This window comes from Yinghuangia aomiensis (genome assembly GCF_039542225.1).
GTDB classification, from domain to species: Bacteria; Actinomycetota; Actinomycetes; order Streptomycetales; family Streptomycetaceae; genus Yinghuangia; species Yinghuangia aomiensis.
This window is the reverse complement of record NZ_BAABHS010000014.1, coordinates 151,651-172,466: the sequence shown is the minus strand read 5'-3', so window position 1 is coordinate 172,466 and position 20,816 is coordinate 151,651. Positions and strand designations below refer to the sequence as shown.

The 20,816-nt window shown below is 71.8% G+C and carries 18 protein-coding genes; 8 read left to right on the top strand and 10 right to left on the bottom strand.

The genetic code is table 11. The annotated features are described in order from the left end of the window. Positions 1 to 183: 183 nt before the first annotated feature. Positions 184 to 1,512: a TQO small subunit DoxD gene (locus ABEA93_RS20780; RefSeq protein WP_345677139.1), complete on the top strand. Its 1,329-nt coding sequence runs from the start codon at positions 184 to 186 to the stop codon at positions 1,510 to 1,512. Between the two features lie 298 nt (positions 1,513 to 1,810). On the opposite strand, the gene ABEA93_RS20775 is transcribed toward ABEA93_RS20780, so the two are convergent. After that, positions 1,811 to 2,920 (bottom strand): ABC transporter ATP-binding protein, encoded by a 1,110-nt coding sequence (locus ABEA93_RS20775; RefSeq protein WP_345677138.1) that lies wholly within the window; start codon positions 2,918 to 2,920, stop codon positions 1,811 to 1,813. Positions 2,921 to 3,169: 249 nt separating this feature from the next. On the opposite strand from ABEA93_RS20775, the gene ABEA93_RS20770 reads away from it, so the two are divergent. Further along, positions 3,170 to 4,276: a LacI family DNA-binding transcriptional regulator gene (locus tag ABEA93_RS20770; RefSeq protein ID WP_345677137.1), complete on the top strand. Its 1,107-nt coding sequence runs from the start codon at positions 3,170 to 3,172 to the stop codon at positions 4,274 to 4,276. 139 nt (positions 4,277 to 4,415) lie between these two features. Continuing rightward, positions 4,416 to 6,254, top strand: a complete 1,839-nt coding sequence (locus tag ABEA93_RS20765) for a tetratricopeptide repeat protein (RefSeq protein WP_345677136.1) — start codon at positions 4,416 to 4,418, stop codon at positions 6,252 to 6,254. Between the two features lie 588 nt (positions 6,255 to 6,842). On the opposite strand, the gene ABEA93_RS20760 is transcribed toward ABEA93_RS20765, so the two are convergent. From ABEA93_RS20760 to ABEA93_RS20750, 3 genes are all read right to left on the bottom strand, one after another. Further along, positions 6,843 to 7,787 (bottom strand): hypothetical protein, encoded by a 945-nt coding sequence (locus tag ABEA93_RS20760; RefSeq protein ID WP_345677135.1) that lies wholly within the window; start codon positions 7,785 to 7,787, stop codon positions 6,843 to 6,845. A gap of 119 nt (positions 7,788 to 7,906) precedes the next feature. Next, entirely contained in the window at positions 7,907 to 8,188 is a 282-nt protein-coding gene (locus tag ABEA93_RS20755) for a heavy-metal-associated domain-containing protein (RefSeq protein ID WP_345677134.1), read from the bottom strand. A gap of 305 nt (positions 8,189 to 8,493) precedes the next feature. After that, on the bottom strand, positions 8,494 to 9,960 hold the full coding sequence (locus ABEA93_RS20750) for a carboxylesterase/lipase family protein (protein ID WP_345677133.1): 1,467 nt from the start codon (positions 9,958 to 9,960) through the stop codon (positions 8,494 to 8,496). 136 nt (positions 9,961 to 10,096) lie between these two features. Between ABEA93_RS20750 and ABEA93_RS20745 the strand changes: the two genes are divergently transcribed. Then, positions 10,097 to 11,323: an ROK family protein gene (locus ABEA93_RS20745; RefSeq protein ID WP_345677132.1), complete on the top strand. Its 1,227-nt coding sequence runs from the start codon at positions 10,097 to 10,099 to the stop codon at positions 11,321 to 11,323. A gap of 132 nt (positions 11,324 to 11,455) precedes the next feature. Here the strand turns inward: ABEA93_RS20745 and ABEA93_RS20740 are convergent, their stop codons facing one another. The 3 genes from ABEA93_RS20740 to ABEA93_RS20730 form a co-directional block, all read right to left on the bottom strand. Further along, the gene (locus tag ABEA93_RS20740) at positions 11,456 to 11,935 is read right to left on the bottom strand and encodes a GNAT family N-acetyltransferase (protein ID WP_345677211.1); all 480 of its coding nucleotides are present in this window, start codon (positions 11,933 to 11,935) and stop codon (positions 11,456 to 11,458) included. Between the two features lie 94 nt (positions 11,936 to 12,029). After that, complete coding sequence (locus ABEA93_RS20735; RefSeq protein ID WP_345677131.1) at positions 12,030 to 12,389, bottom strand: ArsR/SmtB family transcription factor; 360 nt, start codon at positions 12,387 to 12,389, stop codon at positions 12,030 to 12,032. Between the two features lie 44 nt (positions 12,390 to 12,433). Beyond that, the gene (locus tag ABEA93_RS20730) at positions 12,434 to 12,847 is read right to left on the bottom strand and encodes an arsenate reductase ArsC (RefSeq protein WP_345677130.1); all 414 of its coding nucleotides are present in this window, start codon (positions 12,845 to 12,847) and stop codon (positions 12,434 to 12,436) included. Positions 12,848 to 12,937: 90 nt separating this feature from the next. Here ABEA93_RS20730 and ABEA93_RS20725 point away from each other — a divergent pair, with 90 nt between their 5' ends. Beyond that, positions 12,938 to 13,252, top strand: coding sequence for an ArsR/SmtB family transcription factor (locus tag ABEA93_RS20725; protein WP_345677129.1), 315 nt, complete (start codon positions 12,938 to 12,940; stop codon positions 13,250 to 13,252). Beyond that, entirely contained in the window at positions 13,249 to 14,346 is a 1,098-nt protein-coding gene (gene arsB / locus ABEA93_RS20720) for an ACR3 family arsenite efflux transporter (protein WP_345677128.1), read from the top strand. The genes ABEA93_RS20725 and arsB overlap by 4 nt, the downstream gene beginning before the upstream one ends. Positions 14,347 to 14,364: 18 nt before the next feature. On the opposite strand, the gene ABEA93_RS20715 is transcribed toward arsB, so the two are convergent. Together ABEA93_RS20715 and ABEA93_RS20710 are read right to left on the bottom strand one after the other, a co-directional pair. Continuing rightward, on the bottom strand, positions 14,365 to 14,727 hold the full coding sequence (locus ABEA93_RS20715; RefSeq protein ID WP_345677127.1) for an ArsR/SmtB family transcription factor: 363 nt from the start codon (positions 14,725 to 14,727) through the stop codon (positions 14,365 to 14,367). A 1,084-nt stretch (positions 14,728 to 15,811) separates the two neighbouring features. Then, a complete protein-coding gene (locus ABEA93_RS20710; protein WP_345677126.1) occupies positions 15,812 to 16,393 on the bottom strand; it encodes a TetR/AcrR family transcriptional regulator in 582 nt (193 codons plus the stop codon). Between the two features lie 230 nt (positions 16,394 to 16,623). On the opposite strand from ABEA93_RS20710, the gene ABEA93_RS20705 reads away from it, so the two are divergent. Next, complete coding sequence (locus ABEA93_RS20705; RefSeq protein ID WP_345677125.1) at positions 16,624 to 18,882, top strand: MMPL family transporter; 2,259 nt, start codon at positions 16,624 to 16,626, stop codon at positions 18,880 to 18,882. Between the two features lie 4 nt (positions 18,883 to 18,886). Next, entirely contained in the window at positions 18,887 to 19,156 is a 270-nt protein-coding gene (locus tag ABEA93_RS20700; protein WP_345677124.1) for an MDR/zinc-dependent alcohol dehydrogenase-like family protein, read from the top strand. 290 nt (positions 19,157 to 19,446) lie between these two features. Here the strand turns inward: ABEA93_RS20700 and ABEA93_RS20695 are convergent, their stop codons facing one another. Further along, positions 19,447 to 20,406, bottom strand: coding sequence for a zinc-binding dehydrogenase (locus ABEA93_RS20695; RefSeq protein ID WP_345677123.1), 960 nt, complete (start codon positions 20,404 to 20,406; stop codon positions 19,447 to 19,449). Between the last annotated feature and the right edge of the window lie 410 nt (positions 20,407 to 20,816).

The following is a 20,816-nucleotide window of genomic DNA, read 5'->3' as shown; positions in this document are numbered from 1 at the left end:
TTTCCGGCGGGGGTTGGTGGACCGGCCGTTCGGCCGGGCCCGCCAACCCCCGCTGTTTCCTGGCTATTTGCGGGTTTTCCGGGCGGGATTTCGGGCGTCGGCTCGGTCGGATGATCAGATCGGCCGGAAGATAGTTCCGCCTCCGGCCGCATCCTCGTGCCCCGTTCGGCGGTTAGTGCATGCGTGGAGACCAGAACGGACGGCGGCTACTCCGGCGGCCAAGGTGCTCAGAACAAGCGGCGCCCCGACCTCGCGGGGCCTTCGGATTTCGGCGGTGTCGGCGGTGTCGCGACGCTGGCGCGGGATGCCCGCGCCGCGTCCACGCGCAGTCTGCGGGTGGTGATCGGCCCTCCGCCGCTCACCGGCCGCGACGCGCTGCTGCCCGGTCAGCGGGCCGCCACCGACCCCATGGCGGTCACCGCGGAACTTCCGCGGATCACCGAGGATTTGCGGAAGGTACGGCGCAGTAACGCGCTGCCCCGGGCGCGGGCGAAAGCCGCCGAGCGCCGGGCGGCCGGGGTGCGTTCGGCGCCCGCGGCCCCGGCGCGTGCCGCCGGTGCGGCGGCCAAACGCGGGCCCGTGCAGCCCGGGATGTTCCTGCTTCCGCTGCGGGTGTTCCTCGGGTTGGCGTTCCTGCTGGAGGGCCTGCGCAAGTTCTACGACCCGGGGTTCCTGGACGCGGACGCGCCGGATTCGTTCGCGCACCACATCCAGGCCCTGCACGACGGCAGTTGGTTCCCGCCGGTGATGGACCTCGCGGCGGACCACGCGATCACTACCGGCCTGCTGTTCGCGTTCGGGCAGGTCCTGGTCGGCGTCGGTGCGCTGCTCGGGCTGTGGACGCGCCTGATGGGCCTGATCGGCATGCTGCTGGCGTTGGGCGTGCTGATCGCGGTGGGCGGCAACTCGTCGCCGTACCACGGTGCGTACGTGGTGTTCCTGGCCGCGTGGAGTCCGCTGGCGCTGGCCGGCGCGCCGATGTACTCGGTGGACTGCTGGCTGTCGCTGCGGAAGTGGCGCGGCCCGCTGACGACTCCGGTGCGGGCGCGGCGCCGCAAGCTCGGCTACGGCTCGATCATCGCGGGCCTCGCGGTCGGCACGACCCTGCTCGCGGGTGCGCTGTTCGGGCACCCGGCGCGCGACGGGTCGGCGCCGGGCGCGGACGAGACGACGGTCACGGGGCCGCCCGCGGTGCGGACGTCGACGGGCCCGGCGGGCCCGGCCCCCGCGGCGCCGCCTGCCGCGTCGGCGCCGCCGGCGGCGAGCAGCACCGCGTCCGCGACGGCCAAGCCGACCGCCGGGGCGGGCAGTTCCGGTACGGCCGCGCCGAAGGCGTCGGCGAGCGCCCAGCAGAAGACGTCGGCCGAGGGCACGACGACCCGCAAGCCCGCCGCGGGCGGCGGCAACGCGGCCCCGACGGCGCCGAAGTCGCCGCGGTCGGTGGCGGAGAAGCCGTCCGACACCAAGACCATGGGCGGCAGCGCGCCCCTCGGCGGGCTGCTGGGGGGGTGATCGGGGACGTCGGCAATGGCCGGTTGGGCGGCTGAGCTTCCTCTCGGGAAGCGGAAGCCGTCGGCAGCGGAATCGGGGGAGGGGGCGCCGGGATCACCGCCCGAGGCGGGAACGGCGCGAGCGCGCGGGCAGTGCGGCGGAACCGCGGTTCCGGTCCGCGCCTCGCGCGGGAACGGCTTCGAGGCCGCGGCGGCACCCGCCGGATGCGGCGCGGCCCCCGTCCGGGAGATCCGGGCGGGGGCCGCGTGCGTGGTGCGTCGGGCCGACGGTGCCGACTCTGTCGGCTGTGCCGGTTGCGTCAGTCGGCCAGGCGCTCGCCGGTGACGGTGCTGAACAGGTGGGTCTCGCCGGAGTGCGCGACGACGTGCAGGGTCACGCCCTTGCGCGGGACGTTGCGGCCGCTGACCCGGACGACGACCTGCTTGGGCTCGCCGTCGATCTTCGCGGTGCCGTAGACGTAGGCGTCGGAGCCCAGCTCCTCGACGACGTCGACGGTGACCGGCAGGCCGTTGCCGGACTTGTCGAGGCTCTCCTCGCTGCGGATCTCCAGGTGTTCGGGGCGGATGCCCAGCGTCACCTTGGTCTCGCCGGCCGCCGCGGCGCTCTCCCGGGCCTCGCGGGACACCGGGAGGACGGTGTCGCCGAAGCGGACGCCGTCCTCGGCCAGGTCGACGTCGAGGAGGTTCATCGCGGGCGAGCCGATGAAGCCGGCCACGAAGACGTTCGCCGGGCGGTCGTACATGTTCCGCGGGCTGTCGACCTGCTGGAGCAGCCCGTCCTTGAGCACCGCGACGCGGTCGCCCATGGTCATGGCCTCGACCTGGTCGTGCGTGACGTACACGGTCGTGATGCCCAGGCGGCGCTGGAGCGAGGCGATCTGCGTGCGGGTCTGGACGCGGAGCTTGGCGTCGAGGTTCGACAGCGGCTCGTCCATGAGGAACACCTGCGGTTCGCGGACGATCGCGCGGCCCATCGCGACGCGCTGGCGCTGGCCGCCGGAGAGGGCCTTGGGCTTGCGGTCGAGGTATTCGGTGAGGTCGAGGATCTTGGCGGCTTCCTCGACCTTGGCGCGGATGGTCTTCTTGTCCACGCCGGCGATCTTGAGCGCGAAGCCCATGTTGTCCGCGACCGTCATGTGCGGGTAGAGCGCGTAGTTCTGGAACACCATCGCGATGTCCCGGTCCTTCGGCTCGAGGTAGGTGACGTCCCGGTCGCCGATGTGGATGCCGCCCTCGGTGACCTCTTCGAGGCCCGCGAGCATGCGCAGCGAGGTGGACTTCCCGCAGCCCGACGGGCCGACGAGGACGAGGAACTCGCCGTCGGCGATCTCCAGGTCGAGGGCGTTGACGCTGGGGCGCTCGGCGCCCTTGTACGTGCAGGTCGCCTTGCGGTAGCTGACCGAAGCCATGAGAAAACTCCCCTTCACCGGCAGGAACGTGCCGGACGATCCGAGTGGAGGGTGAAATTGGTCTAGTCCACCTGAGTGGACTCCGCTCACGGTACCTGCCGTGTCCGCTTTTTGTCAGTACTGGGGTGGCTTGCCGTTCATCACAGACCCGGACAGGGCTCGGGCGCGGCCGATCGGATTGCAAGTCCTTGCATGATCTGCAAGGCCTCTGCTGATTCCTGCATAATCCGTCAACTACGCTGGATCGTCATGAAGACACGGTTGGCGGATATCGCCGCGCAAGCAGGTGTGAGCGAAGCGACCGTGAGCCGCGTGCTCAACAGCCGCCCCGGGGTCGCCGAGGACACCCGCCAGGCCGTCCTGACCGCGCTCGACGTGCTCGGCTACGAGCGCCCGTCCCGGCTGCGCCGCCGCAGCGCGGGCCTCGTCGGGCTGATGGTGCCCGAGCTGGACAACCCGATCTTCCCGGCGTTCGCGCAGGTCATCGAGCGGGCGCTGGCGCACCACGGCTACACGCCGGTGCTGTGCACCCAGACGCCCGGCGGGGTCACCGAGGACGACTACGTGGAACTCCTGCTGGAGCGCGGCGTCTCCGGCATCGTCTTCGTCTCCGGCCTGCACTCGGACTCCGCCGCCGACACCTCACGGTACGTGCGCCTGGTCGACCGCGGCCTCCCGGTCGTCTTCGTCAACGGCTGGGCCGACGGCATCGACGCGCCGTTCATCTCCAGCGACGAGGCGGTCGCCGTCGAGCTGGCGATAGGGCATCTGGCGTCTCTGCGGCACCGGCGGATCGGCCTGGCGGTCGGCCCCGAGCGGTACGTGCCGACCGCGCGCAAGATCGCCGGATTCCGGCGCGGCCTTGCCGAGACGTTCGGCATCGGCGACGCCGACCCGTGGATCGAACGCTCGCTGTTCTCCGTGGAAGGCGGCCAGGCCGCGGGCGGCGCGCTGGTGGACCGCGGCGCGACGGCCGTGGTGTGCGGCAGCGACCTGATGGCCCTCGGGGTGATCCGCGCGGTGCGGCAGCGCGGGCTGAGCGTGCCGGAGGACGTGTCCGTCGTCGGGTACGACGACTCGCCGCTCGTCGCCTTCACCGACCCGCCGCTGACCACCGTGCGGCAGGCCGTCCCGGCGATGGGCGCGGCCGCGGTGCGCGCGCTGCTCGACGAGATCGGCGGCGGCCGCGCGCCGCGCACCGAACTCGTGTACCGCCCCGAACTGGTGGTGCGCGGTTCCACCGGCCACGCGCGCGACGGCAACGGCCCCGCGCCCGCACCGGTCGTGCTGCGGATGGCCGACGCGGCTCCGCCTGCGGTCTCGGGTGCCGCGCCGGCGGCTCCTTCGGAGGTCTGACGACCCGCCCGACGTGCTCCGTTAGTGTCGATCACCGTCCGGCGGCGCTCCTCGCCCGTTTCCCGCAGGCGCCGACGCCCTGGATGCGATCGGGGCGGAACACAGGCCGTAGGCAAGCAAGGGGCGGGGGCGTACCACCGTGGGATTCGAGGACGCGCCGGGTCGGCAGCCGCACGAGTGCGGTCATCCGGCGGAAGGCATCGGCGACGCGACGCAGGAAGCGCACGGCGAACTGGCCATGGCCAGACTGGCGCTCGACGACGGGGAGACCGAGCACGCCGCGGTCCACGTCGCCAACGCGATCTTCTGCGAACCCCGGTTGCCGGAGGCCCACGAGATGCTCGGCGTCCTCGCGGCGCGGACCGGCGACGGCGGCGTCTCGCTGTACGGGCCCGACGAACGCGGCGGCATGTTCGCGGGCAGCGCCGCCGCGCTCGCCCACCTGCGCGCGGCCGCCGGGGACTTCGACCGTGCCTTCGGCGGCCTGGCGCAGGTCGCCGCGCACGAACCGCACCGCCCGTGGGGCGCGTCCGCGGCCTGGCTCGGCCGCGACCTGACCGCCCGGCTCGACGCGGACGCGTTCGCCCGCTCGGTGCTCGGCATGGTGCAGGTCCTCGACGACCCGGTCGACGAGGACCACCGGGCCGCCCTCGCGCCGTTCGCCGACCTGCTGCGCGCCATGGTCGCCGAGCACCCCGGGCACGGCTTCCTGCTGTGGTCCGGGTCGTCGCTGATGCGCCGCCTCGACGAGATGGACGACGCGGTCGACTGGGCGTTCCGCGCGTGGACCCGTGACCGGTCGCTCGAAGCAGCGATCATGCTCGGCAACGCGTGGCGCCGGGTCGGCCGCGCCGCGGACACCGAGAAACTGTGGGCGTCCGTGCTCCGCGACCACCCCGGCGACCTCGACCTGCACGTCGACCTCGGCGAACTCCTGGCCTCCCAAGGCCGGTTCGACGAAGGCCTGGACTGGATCGAACGCGCTCTCGCGAGCGACCCCCGGCACCCCAAGGCGGCGCCCGCCGCGCACGGCGTGCGGTGGGCCCGCGACCGGGACATCGCCCACCTCGTCGCGCTCGTCGACCACCTGCGCCACCACCCGGACCACGGCTACGCCCACGAAATCCTGGGCCGGGCCTGCTCCGGGCCGTGGCTGCGGCACGTGCCCTATCCGACCGAGGCGCTCACCAACACGCTGCGCCAGCTCCTCGACCAGGTCGAGCCGGGTGACGCGGACATCGCCATCACGCTGAGCGCGCTCGAACCGCCGAGCGCGCTGCTCGCGGTCCGTGCCGCTTTCCCGCGGTTCGGGCTGACCGTGCAGTCGGTGCCGCAGCCGGACGCGCGGGAGCCGCTGCGGCGCGGGACATGGGCGGTGTGGCGGTACGCGCCCGGCGCGACCGAGGCCGAGGCGGTGCCGCCGCCGCCCGGCACGGCGGCCGCGGAGGCGGTGCGCGGGATGGCGGAGGCGTCGTGGCCGCATCCGGCGCTCGCCTACGACCGCGCGGTGCTGCTGTCCGGGCACCCGCTCGACGACCTCCTCGGCGTGCTCGCGCACCCGCCCGCGCCGGACGACACGGAGCTGGGCCGGACGTTCGCCCGGCACGAGCCGGCGCTGTGGATCCGCATGGTGCAGGTGTGGGCGTGCCTGGGGATCGCGCACCACCGCGGCGACGAGCCGTGGGCGGAGTCGGTGCGGCGGTCGGTGCTGCTCGACCTGGCGTTCGGGCCCGAGGACTGGGTGTCGGACGCGGCGCTGTTCGCGCTGGTGGCGACCGCGTGGCTGGTGCCCGAGGCACGCGTCGACGTGGCGACGGCGGTGGCGACCCGGTTCCTGGACGCGGAAGAGGCGTACCGCACGCGCGAGGTCACGGTGCTGCGGTCGCTGGCCGCGCTGGTACTGGCGACGCCGGAGATGCCGGAACGGGTGGCGGAACTGGCGCGGGAACGGGCGGCGGCGCTGGACGCGGAGGACTGAGGTCCGGGGGCGTGGGCCCGGGATGGTGCGGGCGGGGATCGGCGCGACGTGCGCGATTCGCGCTCGATCCGCGGGCCCCGACCCGTCATCCCTGCGGATCACGCAGACCCGCCTGGCCCGCCGAACCTGTCGGCGCTGCCGATTCGTCGGCTCGGCGGACCCAGCGGTGACCCGGCGGCCCGGCGGATCCGCCGATCCGTGTGGCGTGTGCGAGCGGCGCCCTCGACTCGCGGGCCCCGGCGCATCGTCCCTGCTGACAACGCTGACAACGCTGACCACGCCGACCGGTCCGACCGGCCCAACCTGACGGCATGGTCTGACACCTTGGCCTGGCGGACCTGCCGCCGAGCCGCCTGACGCGCGTGATCCGGCCCCTCGGCCCGCGGGCCCCGACGAGTCGCCCTGCGGACCACGCCGACCCGCCTGACGCGTCCGACCTGCCGGCCTTCCCCGACCCGTCGACCCGCGGCGGAGCTGCCGGACCGCCTGGCGCGCGTGCGCCGCGGACGTGGGAACGCGGTGCCGCGACCGGTGGTCAGGTCGCGGCACCGCGAGTCGGAGGGGCGGGGAGTCGGGGGCCGGGGCGGGTCAGTGGTGGTGGCCCGCGTGGTTGCCGTGCGCGGCATGTCCGGCGTGGTCGGTGTGGCTCGCAAGGCCGGCGTGCCCGGCAGGGGTGTTGTGGGCGGCATGGCCCTCGTGGCCGGCATGCCCGGTGTGGTTCGTGTGCGCGGCGTAGGCGGTGTGCGCGTCGTGTGCGGTGGGCTGCGGGGCTGCCACGACGACGGTGAACTCCGCGGTGCGCACCACGCCGTCGTGCTGGAAGTCGAGGTAGAGCCGATACGTGCCGGTGCTCGGCGCCTGGGTGTGGAAGCCGATGCCCGGGCCGGCCGGGGTGACGCCGTCACCCGGCTCGCCCTGCGGGTGGACGTGCAGGTAGGCGAGGTCGCCGAGGCGCAGCGCGACGAGGTGGCCGAACGCGCCGAGGTAGGGCTCCAGATCGGTGACCGGGCGGCCGTCCTTGTGGACCGACAGGGTGATCACGGTGCCGGTCTCGGCGGACAGGTCGCCGTCCAGGACGACGGTGTAGCCGTCCACTTCGGCGGTGCGGGACGCCGCCGGGAGCGGGGTCGGCCGGTACACGCCGGAGACCGCGACGTCGGCGCCCAGGGTGAGCGGTCCGGCCGGGTCGCCGGACGGCGCGAAGTCGGCGAATACCCGGTAGTCGCCCGCGGTGGCGAACGTCAGCGGGATCGCCCAGGTGCCGTCGGCGCCGAGCACCGGGTGGACATGCCGGAAGTCGGACAGGTCGCGGCGGGCGACGATCAGGTGCAGTTCCTTGTCGTGCTGGACGTCGTACCGGGTCACCGGCTGCCCGTCGGGTCCGGTGATCCGGAACCGGAAGTCGCTGCGGGCGCCCGCCTCGACCGGGTTGCCGGCCGGGACCAGCGTGTAGCCGCGTTCCGAGACCTGCAGGCCCCCCGGGAGGCCGGCCTGTGCGTGGTTGCCGTGTCCTGCGTGCGCGTTGCCGCTCATGTCCCCGTGCTCCTCAGTGCGTGTCGTGCGGTGGTTCTCGGATGTCGGTCTCGGTGGTGCGCCGCTGCCGTGCTGCCGTGCTGCGGTTCTGCGGTTCGTTGGTGCGGCGCGGTGCGGCCTCAGCCGCGGCTGCCGCCTCCGCAGCAGCCGTCGGAGGCCTGGGGGAGGAGCGTGCGTTCGCGGGGGACGACCCGGTAGCCGGCTTCCGCGACCGCGGCGGCCACGGCCGCGTCGTCGATCGGGCCGTCGGCGGTCACCGTGACCCGGCCGGACGGGAGGTCGACGGCGACGTCGGTGACGCCGGGCAGCGTGCCCAGTTCGCCCTCGACCGAGCCGGCGCAGTGGCCGCAAGTCATGCCGGTGACGGTGTAGGTCGCGGTGGCGGGGGCCGTGGTGGTCATGGCGGTGCCTCTCTTTCCTCGGTTCGTTCGTGGCGCGGCCGCTGCGGTCCGCGGGGCGGGTCGGGCTCGGCTGCTGCGGTGCCGTCCGAGGCGGTGCCTCGTTCCGACACCCAGAACAATACCCTAGGGGGGTATCTAGTCAAGAGGGTTCGGCGAGGCCTTTTTCCGCTGGTCGCCTGGGTGTCCGATACGGGTACCCCCTAGTGGTGTCGTTCACGGTCCGCAAAAAGCGGCGGCGCCCGACCCGTGGGTGGGGGCGGGCGCCGCCGCTGTCCGGGCGCGGCCCGGGGCCGGCGGCCGGCCGGTCAGGCCGGGGTGCCGGTCCAGATGCCGCGTACCGCGCCGAGGGCGTCCGGGACGACCGTCGGCTCGGTGTCCCACAGACGGGTCGCCCGGTCCGCCGCGGTATAGGCGGGCCAGTCGGCGCCCGGGTCGAGGGTGCCGATGAACGCGACCCACGAACCGTGGACGGCATCGGCAAGCGCCTGCGGAGCGTCCGGTCCGGTGGCCTCGACCGCGCGCTCGGCGTGCAGCGCGTCGAACGCGAACGGCACGTCCAGGCAGTGGAAGGCCGCGGGGCCGTGCTCCGGGGACCCCGACTTCCAGTCGAACTCGTACAGCCACGTCGGGAGTCCGTGGGCGGCGCGGGCCTCGGCGATGAGCGTGGCCGGGCCGCGGAAGAAGGAGTCGGTGATGGCCTCGCCGATCAACTCGCCGGCGCTCTTGCCCTCGTGCAGGGCGAGGTAGGCGGGGATGGCCTCGGGCGCCACGCCGAACTTCGCCAGGACCGCGCCGGCCAGCTCGATCGGGGCCTCGGCCAGGTACGCGCCGATCATGTGGAACTCGTGGCGGGTCGCGCCGAGCATCAGCGGCACCGGTGCGGCCGAGCCGTCGCGGAACGCGTCGTGCACCTGCTCCGGGACCAGCTCGCCGTCCGCGAACGGGGCGAGGACGAGGTCGATCGGCACCACGGCGTCCGGCCCGGGGGCGTTCACCTTGTCCTGCAGGTCCTGGATGTCGTCGTCGCCGAGGTCCCGCAGCGCGGCCGCGGTGGCGGGCAGGCCGGTGCGCTCGGTGAACAGTGCGGCCACCGCGACGCCGTCCTCGCGGCTCTGCGGGACGCGCACGGCGCCGGACATCGAGATCGCGGCCCGGAAGAGGCCGTGCGCGGACGGGGTGGCCAGGAGCGTCTGGACGGCGCCGCCGCCCGCCGACTGGCCGGCGATCGTCACCTTGGCCGGGTCGCCGCCGAACGCCGCGATGTTGTCGCGCACCCACGTGAGCGCGGCGATCCAGTCGCGCACCGCGCGGTTGTCCGGGGCGCCGTCGAGGTGCAGGAAGCCCTCGATGCCGAGCCGGTAGCCGACCGTCACGACGACGACGCCGTCGCGGTTGAAGGCGGCGCCGTCGTACCACGGGCTCGACGAGCATCCGGCGATGTAGCCGCCGCCGTGGATCCACACGAGCACCGGGAGGCCGGCCGCGCCGTCCGGGTTCGGGGTGAAGACGTTGAGGTTGAGGATGTCCGCGCCCGGGATCGACGGCTCGGGGATGATCGTCGGCCCGTCGCCGAAGCTGCGGCGCTGCGCGGTCGGCCCGTAGGTGGTGGCGTCGCGCGGCTCGGTCCACGGCTCGGGGGCCACGGGGGCGGCGAAGCGGAGGTCGCCGACCGGGGGCTGCGCGTACGGGATGCCGAGGAAGCGGGCGGATTCGCCCTGCCAGGCGCCGAGGACGGGCCCCAAGGCGGTGGTGACGAGGGGTTGCTGCGACACGGGGGAGTCCTTTGCGCCGGGATCGTTCAGCCGAGTATCGACACCCCGCCCGATATTTTGCAAGGTCTGAAAAAAATAGTGTGGGGTGGATCATGCCGCGGCGCGCCTTTCGGCTCGGCGCGGCAGAATCGGGGACGTGACGCACCCCGCGCCGGCTCCGGCCGACACCGCCGCCGTACGCCGCCACAACCTGGCGCTCGTGCTGCGCCGCATCGCCGACGGGCCGTGCGCACGTACGGACATCGCGGCGGCCACCGGCTTGGTGCACGCGTCGGTCACCGGGCTCACCGCGGAACTGCTGGAGCGCGGGCTGGTCCGCGAGGTCGGCGCGGCGGCGACCGGCGGGCGGGGACGGCCGCGGCGGCTGCTCGAACTCGTCCCGGGGCGGGTGCTGACGATCGCCGCGCAGGTCACCCTCGAACGCGTCGAGACGATGGCGGCGGACTTGGCGGGCGCGGTCGTGCACCGTTCCTCGGCCGTGCACCGGGCGCCGTACGGGGACGCCGACGCGCTCGCCGCCGCGGTGGCCCGCGAGGTGCGGCTCGCCGCCGACGCGGTGCGGGACCGTCCCGGCGCGCACCTGGCCCGGGTCGTGGTGGCGATGGCCGGGCCGGTCACCGGCCCGGGGGAGACGGTCGCGGCGGCGATCGACTTCGGCTGGCGCGGGCACACCGACCTGCGCGCGCTGGTCGCCGCCCACCTGCCGCGGCTCGACCGGCCGCTCGACGTGGTGAACGACGCGAACGTGGCGGCACTGGCCGAGTACCACGCACGCGAGGACGAACTGCCGTACGTGGTGGCGTATGTGAAGGCCGACACCGGCGTCGGCGGCGGCCTGCTGATCGGCGGCCGCATCCACGCGGGCGCACACGGCGCGGGCGGCGAGATCGGCCACATGCCGATCGCCTTCGACGGCCCGCCCTGCCCGTGCGGCGCCCGCGGCTGCCTCGCCCAGTACATCGGCCCCGAACCCCTGCTCGCCACGGCCGGCTTGGCCGCCCTCCGCGAAACGTCGGGCACCGACGCGGCCCTCACCGAACTCGACCGCCGCCTGCACGCCGAGGACCGGGCCGCATGCGCGGCACTCCACGACGCGGGCGGCAAGCTCGCCGCGGCGATCCTCGCGCTCTCCGGCGTGACCGACGCCGGCGAGGTCATCCTCGGCGGCTACCTCGCCGACTGGTACACGTGGCTCCGCCCGGGCATCGACGAAGCCCTGTCCGCCCGCCGCACGCTGGTCCCGGACCTGACCCTGCGGGTGGCCCCGGGCGTTCTGGGCCGCGACGCGACGCTGCGGGGGGCGGTGGAATCGGGGCGGCTGGGGGTGCTGGACGATCCGACGGGGGTGCCGGTGGTGGGGTGAGGGTGAGCCGGAGGCGTTTGCCAGGGGGAGCGCGGCGGCGTCGGGCCGAGGGCAGGGCGGTGCCAGAGCGTGGCGTGGGGATGGCGGGGTGCACCGGCAGGGCCCCCTGCACGGCGCGCGTACTGCCGATCGCTACAACTGCGGACTGCGGCGTTCGATCATCACGACGTCGCGCCAGGTGCCGTGGTGGCGGCCGATGCGTTCGCGGACGCCGACGGTGCGGAAGCCCGCGCCGTGGTGGAGGGCGAGGCTGGCGGTGTTCTCGGGGAAGATGCCGGACTGGATGGTCCAGATGCCGGCTGCTTCGGTCGAGGTGATCAGGGCTTGCAGAAGTGCGCGGCCCACGCCACGGCGTCGGGCGTCGGGGCGTACGTAGACGGAGTGTTCGACGACGCCCGCGTACACGCAGCGGTCCGACACGGCCGAGGCCGCGATCCAGCCGAGTACGTGCTCGTGGCCCGCTTCCTGCGCCAGGGCGACGAATCGGTGCTCGGGCAGCCGGACTTGGTCGAAGTCGGCCCAGGTGGGGGCCCCGGTCTCGAAGGTGGCGTGCCCGGTGTCGATGCCCGCCTGGTACACGGCGAGGACCTGGTCGGCGTGGTCGGCGGTCATCACGGCCACGCGGACGACGCCGGTCGGCGACGCGCTCACGGCCGCCTCGCCCGGACAACGGCGGTCGCGTCGGCGGGGACTCGGTGGTCGTCGCTCATATCGTCTCCTCGCAGGGCACGGCCGACGGGGTGGGGGCGGGGTAGCCCATGACGGCGTCGGCGGCAGTCGGGAAGCGGGACAGGCAGTTCGCGTTCATCCGGTAGAAAACGGAGGTGCCGCGTCGCTCGGCGATGACGAACCGCACGTCGGCGAGCAGCTTGAGGTGGTGGGAGACCGTGGACTGCCCGACGTCGGAGCGCTCGACGATCTCGCCGACGCTCATCGGGCGTCGCTCGACCGCGAGCAGGTTGACCAGCCGGACCCGTGTGGGGTCCGCGAGTGCCTTGAACCAGGACGCGTAGGTGGCGGCGGCGTCGGCGTCGAGCGGTCGAGGGCGCGGATACCTGTCATTCATCGACAATCGACGATAGACGATGGACGACAGATGATGCAGTGCGGTCAGGCGGTGTCGGGCAGAAGTTCGGCGAGGAGCGTGCGGATGCGGCGCTCGATCTCGTCGCGGATCGGGCGGACCGTGTCGATGCCCTGTCCGGCGGGGTCGTCGAGGGCCCAGTCGAGGTAGCGCTTGCCGGGGAAGACCGGGCAGGCGTCGCCGCAGCCCATGGTGATGACGACGTCGGACGCCTGGACGGCTTCGGTGGTCAGGACCCGGGGCTGTCGGCCGGCGATGTCGATGCCGGCCTCTTTCATCGCCTCCACGGCGACGGGATTGACCCGGTCGCCGGGGATCGAGCCTGCGGAGCGAACCTCGACCCGGTCCCCGCCGAGGTGGCGCAGGAACCCCGCCGCCATCTGGGAGCGGCCCGCGTTGTGGACGCAGACGAACAGCACCGAAGGCTTTTCGGGGGACATGCGGGTGCCTTTCCGTGGCTCGGTTACGTGCTGACGCGGATCGCGAGGGGATTCGTGCGGCCGCTTCCCGGTCCGGTAACGTATCAGTCCATGATGACGTCAGTCGACACTGATCTGTTGAAGGTGCTGGCGGATCCGCTGCGCATGCGGATCGCCACGCTGCTGGCCCGCGAGGCGCTGTGCGTGTGCCACTTGGTCGAGGAGACCGGAGCCAAGCAGACCAATCTGTCGAACCACCTCAAGGTCCTGCGCGAGGCCGGGCTCGTCGACACCGAGCCGTGCGGGCGGTTCCTCTACTACCGGCTCAAGGCCGACGTCGTCACCGAACTCGCCGCGTCCCTCGGCCGGCTCGCCGATGCCGCGGCCCAGACCGCGACGTCCGACCGGAAGAGGCCCTGCACGTGACCGCCACCGAACCCCGGCACACACCCGCACAGCCCGACGCGGGTGCCACGGCGATCGTCGCGAAGCTGTCGACGCTCGACCGGTTCCTGCCGGTGTGGATCGGCGTCGCGATGGCTGTCGGGCTTGGGTTGGGCAAGCTGATCCCGGGCCTGGACGACGGGCTGAGCAAGGTCGAGGTCGGCGGGATCTCCCTGCCGATCGCGCTCGGCCTGCTGCTGATGATGTACCCGGTGCTGGCGAAGGTCCGCTACGACAAGCTCGACACCGTCACCGGCGACCGCAAGCTGATGGCCTCGTCGCTGGTGGTCAACTGGATCATCGGCCCGGCGGTGATGTTCGCGCTGGCCTGGATCTTCCTGTCCGACCTGCCGGAGTACCGCACCGGCCTGATCGTCGTCGGACTGGCGCGGTGCATCGCCATGGTCATCATCTGGAACGACCTCGCGTGCGGAGACCGCGAGGCGGCCGCGGTGCTGGTGGCGCTCAACTCGGTTTTCCAGGTCGTGATGTTCGGCGTGCTCGGGTGGTTCTACCTCGACGTGCTGCCCGGGTGGCTCGGCCTTGGTGAGGGTGAGCGCCTGGACGTGTCGTTCTGGAAGATCGCCCTGAACGTCGTCGTGTTCCTCGGTATCCCGCTCCTGGCCGGCTTCGTGACGCGTCGCCAGGGCGAACGCGCCAAGGGCCGCGCCTGGTACGAGACGCGGTTCCTGCCGAAGATCGGCCCGGTCGCGCTGTACGGGCTGCTGTTCACGATCGTGATCCTGTTCGCGCTGCAGGGCGACACGATCACGTCCGAGCCGGGCGACGTCGCGCGGATCGCGCTGCCGCTGCTGGTGTACTTCGCGGTCATGTGGTTCGGCTCGTACGCGCTCGGGCGCGGCATCGGCCTGCCGTACGACCGGACCGCCACACTCGCGTTCACCGCCGCGGGCAACAACTTCGAACTCGCGATCGCGGTCGCCATCGGCACGTTCGGCGTGACCAGCGGCCAGGCCCTCGCGGGCGTCGTCGGCCCGCTCATCGAAGTCCCCGTCCTGGTGGCGCTGGTGTACGTGTCGCTCGCCCTCGGGCGGCGCACCCGACGCCCGGCCTGACGCGTCGCCGAACGCGCGTCAGCTCCGGTCGGCGAGCAGACCCGACAGCGCGGTGAGGGCGGCCGGCTCGACCTTGTAGAACATCCAGCTCGCCTTGCGTCGGGCGGAGACCAGGCCGGCCTCGCGCAGCTTCTTCAGGTGGTGCGACACCGTCGGCTGCGACACCCCCACGTCCGGCAGGTCGCACACGCACGCCTCGCCGCCTTCGTGGGAGGCGATGAACGAGAACAGCCGCAGCCGCACCGGGTCGCCGAGTGCCTTGAACATGGCGGCCAGCCGGTCCGCGTCGACCGCGTCCAGCGGCTTGCGGGACAGCGGGGGGCAGCACGGAACCGCGTCCGCGGCGGTGTCCAGGACCGGCAGCTCCCGAAGATTCGACATACGTCGATATTGACACCCGTCGAGTGGCCCGGCAAGAAGCGCCCGGCCGCCGCGATGCGCGACTGCCCGGCGCTCGGGGTGCGGTTGTCGGCCTTGATGGTCTTGGCGAGCATCCGGGTTCCGGGGTGGCCTGCTTCGCCGTAGAGCCGGTGCAGGGCCGCTACCAGGTCCCTGCGGAAGCGGACGCGATCCGCCCCACGTAGAGGCCGCCCCGCGTCCAGGACTGGTCCAATTCACGCTCATGACATGAGCCAGAAGCACCGCAAAGCAGGCAGTCGTCCCCGGGCCGGTACCTTCTTGACGGTAAACCCGCCGACCGAATGGGGAGTCCACCTGTGGGCTGGACCAGCCGGCTCCCCGCGTCATGGCGTGCCGGGAGGGACCCGGCCGTTGCTGCGAACTGGCCGCACGGGCTTTGGCACGAGAACGCGAGCGGCATTCCCTCCAGCTATCCGCCCCCCGTGTGCTCTCCTCCCGGCCCGAATACGAACTGAATTGGACACCGCTCCTGGCCCGCACGGTCGGCACCCGGGCGCAACGTGAATTCGCCGCGTTTTACGAGGCCGGCCATGTCATCGCGGCACGGGAGTTCGAAGTCCCCGTGCTTGACGCCGGCATCATTTCCGATGCCTCGTCAGACCTTCGCGGTTTCGTGCTCTCGGGTGGCGCAACAGTGTCTTTGCTGGGTCAACTCGTACAGCTGGCCGCAGGTGTGAATGGGCTGGGACTGCGTGGCTACGCGAAACTGGCAAGTACAACGCCGAGACGGCCAGGGCCGCCGAGCGGGGTGCCTACCGCGATCGCCTCCAGGCCGTGGAACGCGCCGGTAAACACCGTTGCAGTACTAGCAGACGCACTCGCCCTGTTCCTCGACACCGACAACTACCATCGCTGCCACACCGCAATCGAAGGCCAACCCCCGATTACCCGCGTCAGCAACCCTGCAGGTCAATCGCAGCGGATCCGGCGCGGACCATCCCCCCGCCAGTGGTCCCCATGCTGGTTTTGACCGACGGGTAGGTCGGAGCCGCTGCCCCCGATTGAGCGCCCGCGCGCGTCGGGGAGGAAGTCGCTCCAGGATGCGTCAGCGGCTGCCGGGGGGCCACCGGGAAGCGGCCGCGATCAGTGAGCCGGCCAGATGGCCTGTCCTGGTGGCCATCTGCTCGGCGGACACGGGTTGGTCGTTCTCCAGCCACCAGGTGATCGCCTGCACGAACATGGCCCCTACGAGCGTGGGGACCAGGCCGTCGGCGGTGGCGGGGGAATCAAGGTGCTCGGCCACCATGTCGCCGAGCGAAGCCCGCATTCTTACGGTGAACCACTGGCTCCCGCTGCGGCTCAGGAGTGCGGCATACAGCCTGTCGTACCGTGCGATGTGCTCGAAGAACGATGTCCATAGCTCGAGGACCGGGCGGGCGTCCGGCGCGTCCACGGCGGCCAGCATCACGGCCATGGCGTCGTCGAAGATCTCTTCGACGACGTGGTACTTGTCGCGGTAGTTGCGGTAGAACGCGGCGCGGCTGACCATGGCGCGCTCGGCGATCTCGCCGACGGTGAGCCGTTCGAAGCTCTGTTCCTCGATCAGTTCGACCAATGCGCGGCGCAGCAGCGTGCGCGTGCGCCGTACACGCAGGTTCTCTCGGGGCTGGGTGGCATCTTCCGGCATGGGCGCCGCCTTCCGGATCGACACAATCGGAGCGCGTTGTCTCAGTAGGTGCGTCCCGCCTGATCTGAGACTTGTCGGGCGTCGAGGCGGGTCAGGAGACTGCTCGTCGGACGGCATGCTCTGAATGAGACATGTTGTCCCGCCCGGATCGGGCTGTCAACGATCAACTGTCCGCACAGTCGGCCGGGCCGTCATCCCTACTCGGCTCACGAAGAGAGCAGTGTCTCGTCATGGCTTCCCTGCTTTACCGGCTCGGCAGATGCGCATTCCGACGCCGATGGTGGTTCTTGCTGGCCTGGGTTGTGGCGCTGGTCGGTGTCGGGTTTGCCGCGGCCGCGGCGTCCGGACCGTCGAACAGTCCGTTGACCGTCCCCGGGACCGAGTCGCAGCGCGGTTTCGACCTCATCGACAAGCGCTTTCCGGGGGCATCGGCCGACGGGGCGACCGCCCGGGTGGTCTTCAGCGCCGTACCCGGCCAAACTCTCGCATCGTCCGAGAACGTGGCCGCGGTGCGGAACGTGGTGGCCGAGCTGCGCACCGGGTCTTCGCAAGTCGCCTCGGTCGTAGGCCCATTCGATGACAGCCAGGGGCTTGGCCCGAGAGCGTTGAACGCCGACAAGACCATCGCCTACGCCGTCGTCACCTACACCACCACTGCCACGGAACTCTCCGACACCACCGTCGACGCGCTCAAACGGGCGGCTGCCGACGGGAGGCGAGCGGGCCTGCGCGTGGAGATCGGAGGCGACGCGCTAACCGAAGTGCCGGTCGCCGGACGAGGCGAGATCGTTGGTTTGGCGATTACCGTCCTGGTGCTGATCCTCACCTTCGGCTCCCTGATCGCAGCCGGCCTGCCGGTGGTGACCGCGCTGTGGGGAGTGGGCATCGGAATCGCCGGCATCACGGCGCTCGGCGGGGTCCTCCACCTTTCCGGCAGCACCGCCTTGCTGGCGTTGATGCTGGGCCTGGCGGTCGGCATTGACTACGCCCTGTTCATCGTCTCCCGCTACCGCGCCGAATTGGCGGACGGCCACGACGGCGAGCACGCGGTCGGCCGTGCCCTGGGAACGGCCGGCTCGGCCGTGGTGTTCGCCGGTCTCACCGTGGTTGTCGCACTCTCCGGACTCGCGGTGGTCGACATCCCGAATCTCACAAAGATGGGTCTGGCCGCGGCAGCAACCGTAACCGTGGCGGTCTTCATCGCGCTCACCCTGGTGCCGGCGTTCCTCGGATTTGCCAAGCGCCGCATCCTGCCTCGAAAGGTGCGCAAGGCGGAGAAGAACGAGGGCCGGGAATCGAAGGCTTCGCGGCAGCCGCGGTCGTCGACCGCGGGCTTCGGCGCACGGTGGGCACGTATCGTGATGGCTAGGCCGCTCGCAGTGCTGGTCCTGGGCATCCTCGGCTTGGGCGCCCTGGCTCTGCCCGTGCTGGATCTGCGCATGGCGCTTCCAGACGATGGGCACAAGCCGCGCGATACCACCCAGCGGAAGGCCTACGACCTGCTTGCCAACGGGTTCGGACCCGGCTTCAACGGGCCGCTGATCATCACCGTGAACACCGGCGAACACCGCGACGCTCGGATTGCTGCGGACAAGGCGTCCCAGATCGTCGGCGCCTTGAACGGAGTGGCGGCCGTCGGCCCGCCCACCGTCGACGCGTTCGACGGTGTCGCGATGGTCACCGTGGTGCCCAAGGCCGGCCCCAACGACTCGGCGACCAAGGATCTGGTCTCGCACATTCGCGACTATCGGGGAGAGTTGCGTGCGGCGACCGGCGCAGATGTGCTGGTAACCGGTCGTACGGCACTCAACATCGACATCGCCCATCGGCTTGCCACCGCGCTGATCCCGTACCTGGCGTTGGTCTGCGGGCTGGCGTTCGTACTTCTGCTGATCGTGTTCCGCTCAGTCGTCGTCCCGCTGAAAGCGGCCGCGGGCTTCCTGCTGTCGGTGCTCGCCTCGCTCGGCGTGATCGTCGGGGTGTTCCAGCACGGATGGCTCGGTGGCCTGCTGGGCGTCGACCAGACCGGCCCCATCAACAGTACGATGCCGATCTTCCTGATCGGTGTGGTGTTCGGCCTCGCGATGGACTACGAGGTCTTTCTGGTCAGCCGCATGCGCGAGGAGTACGCATCCGGTGCCCAGCCGCGCGCTGCTGTGGTCGCCGGCCTGGGCCACAACGCCCGCGTGGTGACGGCCGGGGCGCTCATCATGATCAGCGTCTTCGCCGGCTTCATCGGATCCACCGAACCGATGATCAAAATGCTCGGCTTCGGGCTGGGAGTGGCCGTGCTTCTCGACGCGTTCGTCGTCCGCATGACGTTGGTCCCCGCCGCACTGGCCCTGCTGGGCCAGGCCGCGTGGTGGCTCCCTCGGCGGCTGGCAGCCGTGCTTCCCAATCCCGACATCGACGGAGCTCGGCTCGGCGGCGAGGATGCCGCGGGCACGGTACCCCCACAGCGGCGGCCCGCGTCGCAAGCGAGGAAGTGAGCCCATGACCGAACCGACGAAAACCACGGTGCGTGCCGGGCGCTACGGGCGCTACGGACCTCCGGAAGTGCTCGAAGTACGGGACGTGACAGTGCCGTCCCCGCGCGCTGGCGAGGTTCTCGTGCGTGTGTGTGCCACCAGCGCGAATCCCGCCGAGGCGCAGGTCCGCGCCGGCAAGATGCGGCTGTTGAGCGGCTCCCGGTTCCCCGAAACGGGCCACAGCCAGGGGAAGCGCGTCGTCGAGATCCCCGATGCCCAGAAGGGCCCGGAGTAGACGCCCAGGGGAAGCGCGCTGCCGTGCCCGGGGCCGGCACATTGTGCCGGCCCCGGGCACGGCCGTCGGTGCGTCAGCGGCGAAGCCCGGCAATCACCGCCGGCTGGGATAACGCGGTGTTTGCGTTCCACCCGTTGCAGCATTGCCTGGGCAGCATCCCCTACGCCTAACCCCGACATGGAGTGGGCATGGGCGGTGCCGCGCACCCTGCGGACACCTGCACGACGTCGTGCTGATCGAACACGGCGACGGTGGGTCAGTCCCGCCGCCGCATGGCCGCCGATTTGGTGTCAGGGCCTCAAAAGGACGGCACCGACGGTCTGCCGGTTCTCGATAGCGGTGTGCGCCGCTGCAGCTTGCTCAAGCGCGTAGAACGCATGGATGCGGGCGGCTAGCTCACCCGCCGCGGCGTGCCGCAGCGCCTGCTCGGCGGCTGCATGCTGCGTGGCCTCCGGCTGCGCGAACGCAATGCCCAGCGGGCCGACGACGGTGAGTCCGCGACGGCCGATCGTGTAGGCGTTGAGCTTCGTCCAAGAGCCGGAGGCGAAGCCGTAGATGCCGATGCGGCCAAGTCCGTCGGCGGCCGCGTCGAGGGCTTGCGCGCCAACCGTGCCGCCGATGGCGTCGAGGACGACGTCCACGCCGCGGTTGTCGGTGGCGGCTCGCACCTGGCCGACCCAGTCCCCGTCCGAGTAGTCGACCACGGTGTCCGCGCCGAAACTGGCTGCCGCGAGGGCTTTCTCCGTGCTGCCGACCCCTGCGACGACGGTTGCTCCTTTGGCCTTGGCGAGCTGCACGAGCAGAGAGCCGATACGGCCCGCTGCCGCCGTGACCAGTACGGAATCGCCTGGGCTGACTCCCATAGCGGCCAGGATCCCGAGGGAGACCGCGCCCGCCTGGAAGGTCGCAACGGCTTGCGCCAAAGGGAGGCCTGCCGGGACCGGGTGGACCGACGTCGCGTCGGCAAGCGCCAACGAGGCGTAGCCGCCACACATTTGCGGCGTCGTCGCGACGACTGTGCGCCCCTCCATCGCTGCGTCCACGCCCTGCCCGGTCCCGACGATGCGGCCGCCGATCTCGAGTCCGGGTATGTAGGGCAGGGGGAACGGATGCCGACCAGACCGAACGATTGTGTCCCCGAAAACGACTCCTGCCAGCTCGACGGCGACAAGTACCTGGCCTGCCTCCGGTCGTGGAGCATCGACCTTCTCGGTAGTCAGAACGGACGGGGGCCCGAATTCGCGAACCATAACTGCCCGCAACGCACTCTCCTCAGCTCGAAGATGAAGGCCCCTCTCGACCGCGCGGAACGTCTCGGACGGGGCAGTACTTCACCCAGTGTCATGAGCGATAATCGAGCCAACAAGCATCATATTCACGCAAACGTCTGTACTGAGACATAGTTCGTTATTCGGCTCATTTTGCTAGCTGGTGGCTACGGCCGCGGCCGCTCCTATCGCCGCGCCGCCGCGGGGGGCCTCGGCTGGCCGGGTCGCCGGCATTACCAGAACATCCCTGTCCCCAGGGCCGGTTCACCGGGTCCGGGTTGCCCACCGCAAGCCGTGTCCTACCGTCGCGGCGGCATCGTCCGCATGGACGAGGCCGGTTCATCGGCGAACGGGGGTTCGTGATGGGACGGGATCTGGGGCCGGACGGCGCC